This window comes from Curtobacterium sp. MCJR17_020, from assembly GCF_003234365.2.
Taxonomy (GTDB): Bacteria; Actinomycetota; Actinomycetes; order Actinomycetales; family Microbacteriaceae; genus Curtobacterium.
In genome coordinates, this window is sequence record NZ_CP126260.1 from 384304 (window position 1) to 398158 (window position 13855).

The window sequence follows — 13855 nt, forward strand, 5'->3', positions numbered from 1 at the left end:
CAGGATCGGGACGTGACCCGGTCGCCCTACGAGCTGTCCACACCATCCGACGTGCTGGCCCGGTTGCACCCGCGACTGTCGACGTACTTCGGCGCGATCCCGCCCGGTCACGTCGGCCGCGGCGAGGGTGTCTTCGCCGTCGTCGGCACACCGCGCCGCTGGCTCTGGCCACTGCTCGCCGTCTTCGCGCGCGATTCCGTCATGTTCCCGGTCTGGGAACGGGACGTCCCGTTCACGGTCGAGAACCGCCCGGCTCGCGTCCGTCGTGGACGAGGAGGCCGGGAGGCCCGCCCCGCGGTCCGCGCGCACCGCACCTTCCGGTTCCGCTCCGGCAGCCGCACGATGGTGGACGCCATCACCGCCGAACCGGACGGCCTGGTCGACCACCTCGGTCGCCACGGGCGCGTCAGCGCCCGGCTCCGGGCGGAGGTCGACGCACACGGGCCGGATGCGGGCGCCCTGCGCCTGGTCTCCACGCGCGTGACGTTCCGTGCGTTGGGACGCGAGGTGCGCCTCCCGGCCCTCATCGCACCGCGGGTGCTGCTCACAGAACGATTCGATGACGAAGCCGACCTCCAGCGCGTGTCCCTCGTGCTCTCGGCACCGGTGCTCGGCACGCTGTACCGGTACGAGGGGGCGTTCCGGTACGAGATCGCGCCGGACACAGAACGGGGATGAGATGAGCGACCAGAAGGGCCGCGTCGTGATCGCGGGCGCGAGCGGCTTCGTGGGGCAGTACCTGCGGGACGCCTTCGCCGAAGAGGGCTACCAGGTCGTCACGGTCGGCCGGACGGGCGACGCGGTGTGGGGCAACACCCTGCGCATCCGCGAGCTCGTCGACGGTGCAGCCCTCGTCGTGAACATGGCGGGCAAGAGCGTCAACTGCCGGTACGGCCGACGCAACCGCGCCGAGATCATGCGCTCCCGCGTGGACACCACGCTCGAGCTCGCCGAGGCCATCCGCGCCGCCGAGCACCCGCCGCCGCTGTGGCTGAACGCCTCGACCGCGACGATCTACCGGCACGCCGACGACCGCCCCCAGGACGAACTGACCGGCGAGCTCGGCGAGGGCTTCTCGGTCTCCGTGGCGCGCGCGTGGGAGGACGCGTTCTTCGGCGCCGACCTGCCGTCGACCCGTCGGGTGGCACTCCGGATGGCGATCGTGTTCGGCGACGGCAGCGCGCTCGTGCCGCTCCTCCGGCTGGCGCAGACGGGCCTCGGTGGGCCGCAGTACGACGGCGCCTGGGTGCCGACGCGTTCTCGGCTGCGGGCGGGGACGTACCACCACCACCGACCGACCCGCGGTCGACAGCGGTTCAGCTGGGTGCACATCGCCGACGTCCTCGGTTCGATCCGGTTCGTCCGCGACCACCCGGAGCTCGAGGGGCCGGTGAACGTGTCGAGCCCGAACCCGTCCGACAACCGCACCGTGATGGCGACGATCCGCGACGCCGTGGGCCGCAGGTTCGGACTGCCGACGCCACGGTGGATGCTCGAGGTCGGGTCCTTCGCGATCCGCACCGAGACCGAACTGGTGCTCAAGAGCCGATGGGTGGTGCCGACGCGGTTGACCCAGGCGGGTTACGAGTTCCGGTACCCGCACCTGCGGGGTGCGCTCGCCGGGATCATCGCGGAGCGTCGCCAGCACCGGGGCTGAGCACCGGCACCGGGACCCCGTCGACCGGCGTGGGGACCGGCTCGTGTGACAGCCGTGCCGGTCGCGACGACCACAGCACCGCCCCGACCACGACGGCGCCGGCGAGCACCTCGACCAGGTCGGGCACCTCGCCGAAGGCCGCCCACGACGCGAGCACGCCGACGACCGGCACGAGCATCGAGAACGGGGCGACCGTGCTCGACGGGTAGGTCGCCATCAGCCGCGACCAGATCCCGTAGCCGACCAGGGTCGCGACCAGCACGATGTAGAGCAGGCCGAGGTCCGCCGGCAGGGCGTCCGCGGTGAAGGCCGTGCCGAGTGCGGCACCGATGCGGTCCGGCCCCTCGACCACGAACGACAGCACGGCCATCGGGATCGGCGGCACGACCGACCACCAGAGCGTCAGGTGCAGCGGGTTCGCGGCTCCGGCTCGTCGTGTCGCGACGTTGCCGATCGCCCACCCGAGCGCGCCGCACAGCGCCAGCACCACCGGCAGCAGTGCCGCCGTCTGCGACCGGTGCAGGGCGATCAGGCCGAGGGCAGCGACCGCGATCGTCACACCGATGACCTGTCGTCCGGTGAGCCGTTCGCGCAGGAACACGCCGGCGAGCACCACCGTGAACGGCGCCGAGGCCTGCAGCACGAGCGAGGCGAGCCCGGACGGCATCCCCGACGCCATGCTCAGGTACAGGAACGAGAACTGCAGCACCCCGAGCCCGAACCCGACGAGCAGCAGCCGCCCGAACGGGATCTTCGGCCGCGGCACGAACAGCAGCGTCGGGATCGCCAGGATCGTGAACCGCAGGGCCGCGAGCAGGAACGGCGGGAAGTGCTCGAGGGCGAGCGCGGTCGCGGGGAAGTTCAGGCCCCAGACGACGGCGACGACCAGGGCGAGGAGGCGGTCACGGGTGGTCATGCTCCGATCGTGGTGGCTGCGAACGTGTAGGACCAGCGAATTGTTCGCAACCGACGTTGTAGCCTCCCTGCATGGTCGACTTCGACGTGCACCTGCTCGCCGTCCTCCGCGAACTCGCCGAGCGCGGCAGCGTCACCGCCGTTGCCGAGGCCACGCACCGCACCCCCAGCGCGGTGTCGCAGCAACTGCAGACGCTGCAGCGGCAGGTGGGCGTCCCGCTCGTCGAGCGCGTCGGACGCGGCGTCCGGCTCACCGCCCACGGCGAGGTGCTGGCCGGCCTGTCCACCGGCGTCGCCACCGCGATCGCCCGGGTCGACGCCGCGTGGCAGGAGCACCTGGGCGGCGCGACGGGCCGCGTCGACCTCGCGATCTTCCCGTCGGCGGCCGAACTGCTGCTGCCAGGAGTCCTCACCCGGATGCGCGCGCACCCCGGCATCGAGCTGGCCCTCGTCGACGTGGACGTCAGCGAGGGGGAGTTCGCACCCCTGGCCGCCGACCACGACGTCGTCGTCGGACACCGGTCGGACGGGGTGCGGCCGGCGGACCAAGGATCGGTCGAGACCGTTCCGCTCCTGCGCGAACCGCTCGACGTCGCGGTGCCACCGGGGCACCGGCTCGCCGGTCGCGAACGGGTCGGGATCGACGAGGTCGTCGGCGAGACCTGGATCGGCGTGCCCGAGGGCTACCCGATCGACCGGGTCCTGCAGGCGATGGCGGCGGCGTCGGACGCCCCGCCCAGCGTCGCCTTCCGGACGATCCACCTGCCCGTCATCGAGAACCTGGTCGCCGCGGGGCACGGCGTCGCGCTGGTGCCGCGGTACACCTCGGGCACCCGGGCGTCCGGCCGGTTCCACCTGGCCGAGCTGGCCGACGTGCGTGCGGGGCGCCGGATCGAGGCGCTGGTCCGCCCCGACCGTGCGGTCCGCCCCGTGGTGCGCACCGTCCTGGAGGCGCTGGTCGCCGAGGCCCTGGACGTCACCAACTGAGACGGTCGCTCCCACTGCCGGACGAACGCCGCGCCTCCAGTCCGGGTGTGCGCCACGGCAGACCCGCTTCGCGCGCGTGGGAACGTCAGCGAACCTGGAACGGGGTTCCGAGCGGCAGTCGCTCGGCCAGGGCGCTGATGTCGGCGTTGTGCATCCGGATGCAGCCGTGCGACGCGGCGGTCCCGATGCTCGAGCTGTCGTCGGTGCCGTGCAGGCCGATCTGGCCCGGGCCGCCGCCGAACGAGTTGAGCACGTCCGAGAACGCCGTCGTGCCGTACGCGTACGGGCCGTAACCGCTGTTCGTCGGGGCGAGCAGCTCGGTCAGGGCGAAGCGGCCGGTCGGCGACGGGGTGCCGCCGGTGCCGGTCGCGACGGGGTAGCTGTCGACGACCTTGCCGTCCTTGTACAGGTCGAGCGTGTTCTCGGCGCGGGTGACGACGATGGCGTACGGGTCCTCGGTGAGGGTGACCGCGCTCGTCGGGACCCACCCGGTGCTGCCGTTCGGACGCTGCGCGAGCTGCACCTGCGCCCAGCCGTCCCGCTGGTCGACCACGCGGAACACGAGTGGTGCGCCGGACTGCTGCGGGTTCGACAGGGTGGTCGTGGCCGTACCACCGGGCGTGCTGCTGACCGGCACGCTGTCACCGCGGACGGCCGCGACGGTGGTGCTCGCGGGTGCGTCGACCGCATCGGTGGGGCCCGCGGAGCGCGTCGGACCCGGGGTCGACGTGGGGGTCGGGGTCGCGCTCGCGGCGACGGACCGTGTCGGGGTGGGCGCGGGGGCCGCCGACAGGGGGCCGAGGGCGACGAACGCCACCGCCCCGGCGCAGACGACGGCCACGGCGGCGGCGATCAGGGTCGCACGCCGCCGTGGCTCGGTCGGCAGGATCGGCAAGATCAGCCCGTGAAGGTCGCCGTTCCGGGCACCGGCACGGCGACCGGCGCTGTGGCAGCATCGGCCGTCACGGTGAGCGTCGTCGCGGCCGTCTGCCCCGACGACAGGCCGACGAGACCGAGCACGTAGGTGCCGGCCGAGTCGACGAGGTCGGCGGGCAGGACGATGGTCCCGGAGACGTTTCCGTCAGCGTCGGCGCGGAACTGGACGCCGGGGATCGCGACGGCGTCGGCTGCGTCGCCGACTGCAGCGGTGACGACCTCGTTCGGGGCGAAGCCCGAGCCCTGCACGCGGACACCGGTGGTGGTGGCCTCGGTCAGGGTGGCGGAGGTGGTGAGCAGACGTGCTGCCGCGGTGGGCTGCGGCGTGAAGTACGTCGTGGTGTCGTCGATGCGCAGGGCCGAGATCGAACCGCTGGCGTCGGCGGCGAGGGCCTGGGCGTCGGACTCGAGCGGCGAGGCGAGGCTCTTCAGCTCGGCGCCGGGGGCGGTGGTCGCGTCAGGAGCCTCGGTGGTCGGCGGCGTCGGGGCGGTCGTCGGCGTCTCGGTGGGCGCGGGGGTCTCGGTCGGAGCCGGGGTCTCGGTCGGGGCGGGCGTCTCGGTCGGAGCGGGCGTCTCGGTCGGCTCGTCGGTCGCGGGCGGTGCGGTGACCTCGGCGGTGATGTCGATGCCGACGTAGACGACGTAGCCGACGACTTCGGCGTCTGCCGCCTTCAGGTCGGTGGCGAGCTTCGAGGTCGACTCGACCTCGCCGGTGGCGGGGTCGATCCACCGGGTGAGGCCGTCGCTGACACCGTCGGTGTTGCGGGCGTCGGTGGCGAAGACGACGGTCTGGGCGCTGGTGTCGCCGCCCTCCTGGATCGCGAGGCCGAAGCTCGTCGCCCCGGTCGTCGTGGTGCTGAGGCCGGAGGCGAGCGCCCCGACCTCGCCGCCGGGCACCGGCTTCGTCAGGCCGCGGACCAGGCCGACGGCCTCGCCGTCGGAGACCGACAGGCCGTCCTCGTCGAGCGTCGCGAAGTCGGTGATCTTCCCGCCGGCGGTCGGGTCGGACAGCGCCGCCCAGTACCACTTGTCGTTCAGCGGGACGGTGCCCTCGGGTGCCGCCGTGAAGTCGGCGGCCGAGTCGGTCCAGGTCACGATCGCCGATGCGGCGGTCATCGTCTGGTTCGCGGTGGAGACGGTGGGGACGAGCGCAGCGGTGACGCCGAGCACGGTGGCGCCGACGGCGGCCGCGGTGATGCGGGAACGAAGCACGGTGTGGAGATCCATCCGGTCAGAGGGCAGGGATCGTCCTCTGTGACGCCCCCGTGCTGAGACGATGCTCAGCAGGACGAACCTATCGACTTCATGAGGATTCCGCACCCCTTTTGGGCACAGTGTTCACATCGCGCAGGTGAACAGCGTCAGACGTCGAGGTGATCGACCAGTTCGTCCGCCAGACCCGTGTACGTCGCCGGCGTCAGGTTCGTCAGCCGGGCCTTCGCGCCGTCCGAGATGTCCAGGCCGTTCACGAACACGATGAGGTCCTGCTGGGTCACCCGCTTGCCGCGGGTGAGGTCCTTGAGCATCGCGTAGGGGTCCTCGATGTTCGACTGCCCGGCGGTGACCTCGGCGCGGATGACCGTCTGGATCGCCTCGGCGAGGACCTCCCAGTTGTGGTCGAGGTCGTCGGCGAGCTTGGCTTCGTTGACCGAGATCTCGCCCAGGCCGCGGCGCAGGTTGTCGAGCGCGAGCAGCGAGTGCCCGAACGCGACGCCGATGTTCCGCTGCGTGGTGGAGTCGGTCAGGTCGCGCTGCAGGCGGCTCGTCACGAGGGTCTCGGACAGGGTGGAGAACAGCGCCGACGAGATCTCGAGGTTCGCCTCGGCGTTCTCGAACTTGATCGGGTTGATCTTGTGCGGCATCGTCGACGACCCGGTGGCACCGGCGACCGGGATCTGCGTGAAGTACCCCATCGAGATGTAGGTCCACACGTCGGTCGCCAGGTTGTGCAGGATGCGGTTGGCGTGCCGGATCCGGTCGTACAGCTCGGCCTGCCAGTCGTGCGACTCGATCTGCGTGGTGAGCGGGTTCCAGGTGAGCCCGAGGCCCTCGACGAACTCGCGCGACAGCGTCGGCCAGTCGGCCTCGGGGTCGGCGGCGAGGTGGGCTGAGAAGGTGCCGGTCGCGCCGGAGAACTTGCCGAGGTACTCGCCGCCCTCGATCTGGGCCAGGACGCGCTCGAGCCGGTAGACGACGACCGCGAGCTCCTTGCCGAGCGTCGACGGGGTCGCGGGCTGCCCGTGCGTGTGGGAGAGCATCGGGACGGCGCGCAGCTCGACGGCGAGGGTCCGCAGATTCTCGAGCACGGCACGGTACGCCGGCAGCCAGACCTGGTCGACGGTGTCGCGCACGGTCAGGGCGTAGGACAGGTTGTTGACGTCCTCGCTGGTAGCGGCGAAGTGGGTCAGCTCGGCGATCGCGTCCAGCCCGAGCTCGGAGAGCCGGCGGCGGACGAAGTACTCGACGGCCTTGACGTCGTGGCGGGTCGTCGCCTCGATCTCGGCGAGTTCGGCGATCTGGTCGTGGCCGAAGGTCTCGACGATGCGCCGGAGCGCGGCCTTGTCGTCGACGCTGAGCGGCGAGGTGGTGAACATCGCGTGGTCGGTCAGGAAGACCAGCCACTCGACCTCGACCACGATGCGCGCGCGGTTGAGCCCGGCCTCGGAGAGGTGCTCGCCCACCGTGTGCACGATCGGGTAGTAGCGCCCGTCGAGCGGGCTGATCGGCTGCGGGGGAAGGGGGGTCATGGGGCTCCCTGACGGACGGCCGGCTCGAGCTGGTGGAAGAGCGCCCGGCAGGCCCGTTCGACGGTCGAGAGCACTCGGTCGAACTCGTGCCGGTCCGCGTAGTACGGGTCCGGCACGTCGGTCTGCTGGGGCCAGGCGTCGTCGTACCGCAGCAGGAGCGTCACCTTGGCGGAGTCGTCCATGGTCGGTGCCCACGATCGCAGGACGCGTTCGTGGGAGCGGTCGAGTGCGACCACCAGATCGAGGTCCGGGAACCGGTCCGGGTCGAACTGACGGGCGCGATGCCTGCTGCCATCGTATCCGCGTGCCGCGAGGGCTGCGATCGTGCGCTCGTCGGCCGGTTCGCCGACGTGCCAGTCACCGGTGCCGGCTGACTCGACGTGGAAGCGGTCGGCGAGCCCGGCGTCCGCGGCGATCTGCGCGAAGACCACGCCGGCCATCGGGGACCGGCAGATGTTGCCACTGCAGACGAACGAGACGCGGAACGGGGCGTCGACGTCCGGGGCCATGGTCACATCATGACGCAGGGAGGGTTCCTCCGCGAGATCCGTCCGCGTCACGCCCGCTGGCGGTTCAGCACCGGACGGACGAACAGCCCGATCAGCCAGGCGAAGACGGCGAGCACGAAGGCGCCGACGATGCCCCAGCCGAACGACTCGACCTCGAGCCCGAAGCCGAACGCGTCCGAGATGCCCGCGACGATGAGCAACAGGATCGCGTTCACGATGAAGGAGATCAGCCCGAGGGTCAGGATGTAGATCGGGAACGCCACGATCCGGATCAGCGTGCCGATCACGGCGTTGACGAGCCCGAACACGAAGGCCACGAGCAGGTAGGTGAGCACGGTCGCCGTGGTCCCGCCGTCGCCGAACGCGGTGACGGAGACGCCGCTGACGATGAGCGTGGTGAGCCAGAGGGCCACGGCGTTGACGACGAGGCGGACGAGGAATCGCATGCACCCATGATGCCCTCCGACACCCGCGCAGTCACCAACACCGCCCGCACGGCCGCGGGTAGCCTGTGCAGGTGAGCGAGCAGCGAGTCCACATACGGCCGGAGATTGCCGTCCTCCCCGCCTACAAGCAGGGACGCCAGGCCGCCGACGACGCCTTCAAGCTGTCGAGCAACGAGAACCCGTTCCCCCCGCTCCCCGGGGTGGTCCAAGCCGTGCAGGCGCAGACCGCGTTCAACCGCTACCCGGACGCCACCGCCCTGGCCGTCCGCGCCGCGCTCGCGAACCGCTTCGGGCTGACCGCCGACGAGGTGCACGTCGCCCCCGGCAGCGTCGCGATCCTGCACGAGCTCGCCCGCGCGACCTCCGGCCCGGGCGACGAGATCGTCTACGCCTGGCGGTCGTTCGAGGCCTACCCCGGCGTCGTCACCGTCGCGGGTGCCACGAGCGTGCAGGTGCCGAACCGGCCGGACGGCGGCCACGACCTCGACGCGATGGCCGCCGCCGTCACCGACCGCACCCGCATGGTGATCGTGTGCACGCCGAACAACCCGACCGGCCCGATCGTGACCGAGTCCGAGTTCGCGTCCTTCATGGCCGCGGTGCCGCAGTCCGTCCTGGTCGTGCTCGACGAGGCATACGCCGAGTTCGCCACCGACGAGGCCGCCGTGCACGGGCACCCGCTGCTGGCCCGCTACCCGAACCTGGTCGTCCTCCGGACGTTCTCGAAGGCGTACGGTCTCGCCGGGCTGCGCGTCGGCTACGCCCTCGGCCCGGTGTACGTGCTCGAGGCGGTCCGCGCGTGCGCGATCCCCCTCTCCGTCACGGCCCAGGGGCAGGCGGCCGCGCTGGCCAGCCTGGAACGCGAGGGCGAACTGCTCGAGCGGGTCTCCGAGATCGCCGCGCTCCGCGACCGCATCGTCACCGAGCTCCGCGAGCAGGGGTGGGCCGTGCCGGACGCCCAGGGCAACTTCGTCTGGCTGCCGACGGGGGACCGGACGGTCGCCGCGGCCGCCGCCTTCGAGGAGGCCGGCATCATCGTGCGGGCCTTCCCACCGGAGGGCATCCGCATCTCGATCGGCGAGCACGAGGCTGTGGAAACGCTCCTCGAAACGGCCCGCTCGCTTGTGGCGGACCTCCAGGTGGCCGACTGATGCCTGCCGCTACGCTGGCCCGCATGTCATTCCGCGCCGCGGCTCCCGCGACGACCACCGTCCGGCTCCTCGACCCCGAGGGTCGGTTCGTGGAGTCCGACGAGAACGCCGAGTTCGCCGCCGCCGCGCGGGCGATCCCCGACGAGACCCTGCTGGCGATGCACCGCCGCATGGTGCTCACCCGACGGTTCGACCACGCCGGTCACAACCTGCAGCGGACCGGCCAGCTCGGCCTCTGGGTGCCGAGCCACGGGCAGGAAGCCGCGCAGACCGGCTCCGCGTTCGCCCTGCGCGCCCAGGACCACGTCTTCCCCTCGTACCGCGAGCACGCCGTCACGATGCAGCGCGGTGTCGAGCCGATGGAGATCATCGCGATGTACCGCGGGCAGACCCACGGTGGATGGGACCCGGACCAGCGCGGCAACACGCACATCTCCACCCTGGTGATCGGCTCGCAGACCCTGCACGCCACGGGCTACGCGCTCGGCCAGAAGCTCGACGGTGATGTCGGCACGGGCGACCCCGACCGTGACGCGTGCTCCATCGTCTACTTCGGCGACGGCGCGACGAGCCAGGGCGACGTGAACGAGGCGTACGTGTTCTCGGCGTCCACCAAGGCCCCCGTCGTCTTCTTCCTGCAGAACAACCACTGGGCGATCTCGGTGCCGGTGTCGGTGCAGTCGCCGACGCCGCTCGTCGACCGTCCGCGCGGCTTCGGGATCCCGAGCGTGCTGATCGACGGCAACGACATCCTCGCCTCGTACACGGCCTCCGTCGTCGCCACCGACCACGCCCGCAGCGGTCAGGGTCCCGCGTTCATCGAAGCCGACACGTACCGCATCGGCGCGCACACCAGCTCGGACGACCCGAGCCGGTACCGCGCGGACGGCGAGCTCGAGGACTGGGTCCGCCGCGACCCGATCGTCCGCTCCGAGGCGTACCTGCGCTCGAAGGGCGCGACCGACGAGCAGTTCGCCGCGTTCGACGAAGAGGGCGAGGACATCGCCGCCGACGTCCGCCGCCGCACCGTGGCGCTGACCCCGCCGTCCGTCGACGTCATGTTCGACAACGTCTACCGCGAGCCGCACCCGCTGGTCGCCGAGCAGAAGGCCTGGCTCGAACAGTACGAGGCCGGCTTCGAAGGGGGCGCCCACGCATGAGCACCACCGAGCAGCTCTTCGACTACACGCTGCGGTCCCACCCGGGCGCCGGCGAGGTCCCGAGCGACCCCACGCCGACCCTGCCGATGGCGAAGGCCCTCAACGCCGGGCTCGCCGCGGCCATGCAGGCGGACGACAAGGTCCTGCTGATGGGCGAGGACATCGGCCAGCTCGGCGGTGTCTTCCGCATCACCGAGGGCCTGCAGGACCGCTTCGGCCCGGAGCGCGTGCGGGACACCCCGCTCGCCGAGGCCGGCATCATCGGCACCGCGATCGGCCTTGCTCTGCGCGGCTACCGCCCGGTCGTCGAGATCCAGTTCGACGGCTTCGTGTGGCCCGGCTTCGACCAGATCACCTCGCAGCTCGCGAAGATGGCGAACCGGCTGCCGGCGCACATGTCGCTGCCCGTCGTCATCCGCATCCCCTACGGCGGCCACATCGGCGCCGTGGAGCACCACCAGGAGTCGCCCGAGGCGTACTTCGCGCACACCCCCGGTCTGCGCGTTGTCAGCCCGAGCACCCCGAACGACGCCTACTGGATGATCCAGGAGGCCATCGCCTCGAAGGACCCGGTCGTCTTCCTCGAGCCGAAGTCGCGCTACTGGCCCAAGGGCCAGGTCGACCTCGTCGACGGGCACGTCCCGATGCACACCACGCGTGTGGCACGCACCGGCACCGAGGTCACCCTCGTCGGCCACGGTGCGATGGTCGCGACCCTCATGCAGGCCGCCGAGCTCGCCGAGTCCGAGGGCACGAGCTGCGAGGTCATCGACCTCCGCTCGATCTCGCCCATCGACTGGGACCCGATCCTCACCTCGGTCCGCAAGACCGGTCGCCTCGTCATCGCGCAGGAAGCCTCGGGCTTCGTCAGCGTCGGCAGCGAGATCGCCGCCACCGTCGCCGAGAAGGCGTTCTACACGATGCAGGCGCCGCCGCTGCGGGTGTCCGGGTTCGACATCCCGTTCCCGGTCTCGAAGCTGGAGCACCTGCACCTGCCGGACGCCGACCGCGTCCTCGAGGCCGTCGACCGCGCCCTCGCGTACTGATCCAGCTCGACTGACCCAACTCGTCCGAACGCCGAAGGAGCCGTAAGTGGCCGTCGCCGAATTCCCCCTGCCCGACGTGGGCGAAGGCCTCACCGAGGCCGAGATCGTGCAGTGGCGCGTCGCGATCGGGGACGAGATCACCGTCGACCAGGTCCTGGTCGAGATCGAGACCGCGAAGTCGCTCGTCGAACTGCCGTCGCCGTTCGCCGGCACCGTCACCGGGCTGCTCGTCTCCGAGGGCGACACGGTCGAGGTCGGCAAGCCGATCATCCGTGTCGAGTCCGATGCGTCGGTCGCGTCCGGCGCGCCGGTCACGGCTCCGGCCGCCCAGTCGGGAGGCCCGGCACCGGTCGCGGACAGCGTCCCGACCTCGCCCGCGGTCGCCCCTACCCCGCCTGTTGCGCCCGCCCCGGCAGCTCCGGTCGCGCAGACCCAGCCCGCCCCCGCGGCGGCCCCGGCACCTGCTGCTGCACCTGCTCCCGTGGTCGCTGCCGCGCCCACAGCTGCACCGGCAGTATCGGTGCAGCCCGTCGCCGACAGCGCCTCCGTCGTCGGGACGGACGAGTCCTCCGGCGCCGTCCTCGTCGGCTACGGCTCGGCGACGTCGTCGCCGTCGCGTCGCAAGCCGGGCGCCCGCCGGGCCGCAGCCCTGGCTGCCGAGGCGAGCCGTGCCTCCAGTGTGGACGCCGCGGCAGCGGCCGAAGCGGCCAGCGATCCCGGCGAGGACACCACCGCCGAGGCGATCGCCGGTCTGGCTTCTGCGCCCGCGCGCAAGCAGACCGTCGCGACCAACGTGCTCGCGAAGCCGCCGATCCGGAAGCTCGCGAAGGACCTCGGTGTCGAACTGACCGAGATCGTCGCGACCGGGTTCGCCGGCGAGGTCACCCGCGACGACGTCATCCGGCACGCGAAGCAGGCCAGCGTCTTCCGCAACATCGAGACGCCCGAGTGGGGAGAGGTCCGCAGCGAGACGATCCCGGTCAAGGGCGTCCGCAAGGCCATCGCGACCGCGATGACCACCTCGGCGTTCACCGCACCGCACGTGTCGCTGTTCGTCGACGTCGACGCGACCCACACGATGGAGTTCGTCAAGCGGCTCAAGGCCTCGCCGACGTTCGCCGGCGTCAAGGTCTCGCCGCTGCTCATCGTCGCGAAGGCCGTCATCTGGGCCGTCCGCCGCAACCGTTCGGTGAACTCGACCTGGACCGACCGCGAGATCATCGTCCACCACTTCGTGAACCTCGGCATCGCCGCGGCGACCCCGCGCGGGCTCATCGTGCCGAACATCAAGGACGCGCAGGACATGTCGCTGCTCGAGTTGGCGCAGGCGCTCGAGGAACTGACCCTGACCGCACGCGACGGCAAGACGACGCCGAAGCAGATGGCGAACGGCACCGTCTCGATCACGAACATCGGTGTGTTCGGCATGGACACCGGAACCCCCATCCTCAACCCGGGCGAGGTCGCGATCGTCGCCATGGGCACGATCAAGCCGAAGCCGTGGGTCGTCGACGGCGAGGTCCGGTCGCGCATGGTGACGACCATCGGCGCCTCGTTCGACCACCGCGTCGTCGACGGTGACGTGGCGTCGCGCTTCGTGCACGACGTGGCATCGGTGCTCGAGGAGCCCGCGCTCCTGCTCGACTGAGTGCGTGCGGCCTTCCGCAATCGTCGCGTGGTGTTCACACGGATGTCGGTAGTGCGGGGGATGATCGAGGCATGGTCCACCAGCTCCTGACCCCCTCGCAGGAGATCCGAACGGATCGCCTCCTGCTCACCCCGCTCACGCCGGCCGACATCGACGACGTGCACGCAGTGTTCGCTGATGCCCGCACCTGGCAGCACCTGCCGAGCGGACGGCACGTCGCCCGGAGCTCGAGCGTGGACATGGTGCAGCGGAAGATCGGTGGTCGGGCTCGACACGGACTCGGCTCGTGGGCCGTCCGCACGGCTGCTGATCACGCGTTCGTCGGGGTCGGCGGGGTCGACATGACCGCTGGTGGGGTCTGGAACCTCGGGTACCGGTTGGCTCCCGCGGCCTGGGGGCAGGGCTTCGCCTCCGAGATCGCCCTCGCTGCCGTGCGTGCCGCCGCCGACACCGCGCCGGACGTCCCCGTCACGGGTCGCGTGCTCACGAACAACCCCGCGTCCGCCGCGGTGCTCCGTCGTGCCGGACTGTCGCTCGTGTGGCAGGGGGCCCCCGGGGTGCAGACGTCCTCCGCCGCGGGGGTCGAGGGGCAGGTCTGGACCGACCGGCTGCTCTCCGACGAACAGTTCGCCTGGCTCGTCCGCAACGCCTGA

14 protein-coding genes are annotated in these 13855 nt (G+C 71.6%); 8 read left to right on the top strand and 6 right to left on the bottom strand.

The window, feature by feature from the left end; genetic code table 11:
• Window positions 1-12 precede the first annotated feature (12 nt).
• On the top strand, window positions 13-678 hold the full coding sequence (locus DEJ14_RS01910; RefSeq protein WP_111086906.1) for a DUF4166 domain-containing protein: 666 nt from the start codon (window positions 13-15) through the stop codon (window positions 676-678).
• 1 nt (window position 679) lies between these two features.
• Window positions 680-1657: an epimerase gene (locus DEJ14_RS01915; protein ID WP_111086905.1), complete on the top strand. Its 978-nt coding sequence runs from the start codon at window positions 680-682 to the stop codon at window positions 1655-1657.
• Here DEJ14_RS01915 and DEJ14_RS01920 read toward each other — a convergent pair.
• Window positions 1626-2573 carry an EamA family transporter gene (locus DEJ14_RS01920; RefSeq protein WP_111086904.1) on the bottom strand — a complete coding sequence of 316 codons (948 nt, stop codon included), beginning with the start codon at window positions 2571-2573 and terminating at the stop codon, window positions 1626-1628. The genes DEJ14_RS01915 and DEJ14_RS01920 overlap by 32 nt on opposite strands.
• A 71-nt stretch (window positions 2574-2644) precedes the next feature.
• On the opposite strand from DEJ14_RS01920, the gene DEJ14_RS01925 reads away from it, so the two are divergent.
• On the top strand, window positions 2645-3559 hold the full coding sequence (locus tag DEJ14_RS01925; RefSeq protein WP_111086903.1) for a LysR family transcriptional regulator: 915 nt from the start codon (window positions 2645-2647) through the stop codon (window positions 3557-3559).
• Window positions 3560-3644: 85 nt separating this feature from the next.
• On the opposite strand, the gene DEJ14_RS01930 is transcribed toward DEJ14_RS01925, so the two are convergent.
• From DEJ14_RS01930 to DEJ14_RS01950, 5 genes are all read right to left on the bottom strand, one after another.
• The gene (locus DEJ14_RS01930) at window positions 3645-4454 is read right to left on the bottom strand and encodes a L,D-transpeptidase family protein (protein ID WP_284180099.1); all 810 of its coding nucleotides are present in this window, start codon (window positions 4452-4454) and stop codon (window positions 3645-3647) included.
• Between the two features lie 2 nt (window positions 4455-4456).
• The gene (locus tag DEJ14_RS01935) at window positions 4457-5707 is read right to left on the bottom strand and encodes a hypothetical protein (RefSeq protein ID WP_284180101.1); all 1251 of its coding nucleotides are present in this window, start codon (window positions 5705-5707) and stop codon (window positions 4457-4459) included.
• 149 nt (window positions 5708-5856) lie between these two features.
• The gene (gene purB, locus DEJ14_RS01940; protein ID WP_111087053.1) at window positions 5857-7242 is read right to left on the bottom strand and encodes an adenylosuccinate lyase; all 1386 of its coding nucleotides are present in this window, start codon (window positions 7240-7242) and stop codon (window positions 5857-5859) included.
• Window positions 7239-7751 carry a low molecular weight protein-tyrosine-phosphatase gene (locus tag DEJ14_RS01945; protein WP_111087056.1) on the bottom strand — a complete coding sequence of 171 codons (513 nt, stop codon included), beginning with the start codon at window positions 7749-7751 and terminating at the stop codon, window positions 7239-7241. Before DEJ14_RS01945 ends, purB begins: the two co-directional genes overlap by 4 nt.
• A gap of 47 nt (window positions 7752-7798) precedes the next feature.
• Entirely contained in the window at window positions 7799-8197 is a 399-nt protein-coding gene (locus DEJ14_RS01950) for a phage holin family protein (RefSeq protein ID WP_111087052.1), read from the bottom strand.
• 71 nt (window positions 8198-8268) lie between these two features.
• On the opposite strand from DEJ14_RS01950, the gene DEJ14_RS01955 reads away from it, so the two are divergent.
• The 5 genes from DEJ14_RS01955 to DEJ14_RS01975 all read left to right on the top strand — a co-directional run bounded on the left by DEJ14_RS01955 (window position 8269) and on the right by DEJ14_RS01975 (window position 13855).
• A complete protein-coding gene (locus DEJ14_RS01955) occupies window positions 8269-9348 on the top strand; it encodes a histidinol-phosphate transaminase (protein ID WP_111087055.1) in 1080 nt (359 codons plus the stop codon).
• A 23-nt stretch (window positions 9349-9371) separates the two neighbouring features.
• The gene (locus DEJ14_RS01960; protein ID WP_111087051.1) at window positions 9372-10508 is read left to right on the top strand and encodes a thiamine pyrophosphate-dependent dehydrogenase E1 component subunit alpha; all 1137 of its coding nucleotides are present in this window, start codon (window positions 9372-9374) and stop codon (window positions 10506-10508) included.
• A gap of 86 nt (window positions 10509-10594) precedes the next feature.
• Window positions 10595-11554, top strand: a complete 960-nt coding sequence (locus DEJ14_RS01965) for an alpha-ketoacid dehydrogenase subunit beta (RefSeq protein WP_111087054.1) — start codon at window positions 10595-10597, stop codon at window positions 11552-11554.
• Window positions 11555-11600: 46 nt separating this feature from the next.
• Window positions 11601-13202 carry a dihydrolipoamide acetyltransferase family protein gene (locus DEJ14_RS01970; protein WP_284180105.1) on the top strand — a complete coding sequence of 534 codons (1602 nt, stop codon included), beginning with the start codon at window positions 11601-11603 and terminating at the stop codon, window positions 13200-13202.
• Window positions 13203-13273: 71 nt separating this feature from the next.
• On the top strand, window positions 13274-13855 hold the full coding sequence (locus tag DEJ14_RS01975) for a GNAT family N-acetyltransferase (RefSeq protein ID WP_111085364.1): 582 nt from the start codon (window positions 13274-13276) through the stop codon (window positions 13853-13855).

What these genes read in the sequence shown, in the direction of transcription:
- purB (WP_111087053.1), bottom strand. Translation starts at nt 7,242, where the DNA reads ATGACCCCCCTTCCCCCGCAGCCGATCAGCCCGCTCGACGGGCGCTAC.
- DEJ14_RS01920 (WP_111086904.1), bottom strand. Translation starts at nt 2,573, where the DNA reads ATGACCACCCGTGACCGCCTCCTCGCCCTGGTCGTCGCCGTCGTCTGG.
- DEJ14_RS01915 (WP_111086905.1), top strand. Translation starts at nt 680, where the DNA reads ATGAGCGACCAGAAGGGCCGCGTCGTGATCGCGGGCGCGAGCGGCTTC.
- DEJ14_RS01925 (WP_111086903.1), top strand. Translation starts at nt 2,645, where the DNA reads ATGGTCGACTTCGACGTGCACCTGCTCGCCGTCCTCCGCGAACTCGCC.
- DEJ14_RS01965 (WP_111087054.1), top strand. Translation starts at nt 10,595, where the DNA reads ATGGCGAAGGCCCTCAACGCCGGGCTCGCCGCGGCCATGCAGGCGGAC.
- DEJ14_RS01960 (WP_111087051.1), top strand. Translation starts at nt 9,372, where the DNA reads ATGTCATTCCGCGCCGCGGCTCCCGCGACGACCACCGTCCGGCTCCTC.
- DEJ14_RS01945 (WP_111087056.1), bottom strand. Translation starts at nt 7,751, where the DNA reads ATGGCCCCGGACGTCGACGCCCCGTTCCGCGTCTCGTTCGTCTGCAGT.
- DEJ14_RS01975 (WP_111085364.1), top strand. Translation starts at nt 13,274, where the DNA reads ATGGTCCACCAGCTCCTGACCCCCTCGCAGGAGATCCGAACGGATCGC.
- DEJ14_RS01950 (WP_111087052.1), bottom strand. Translation starts at nt 8,197, where the DNA reads ATGCGATTCCTCGTCCGCCTCGTCGTCAACGCCGTGGCCCTCTGGCTC.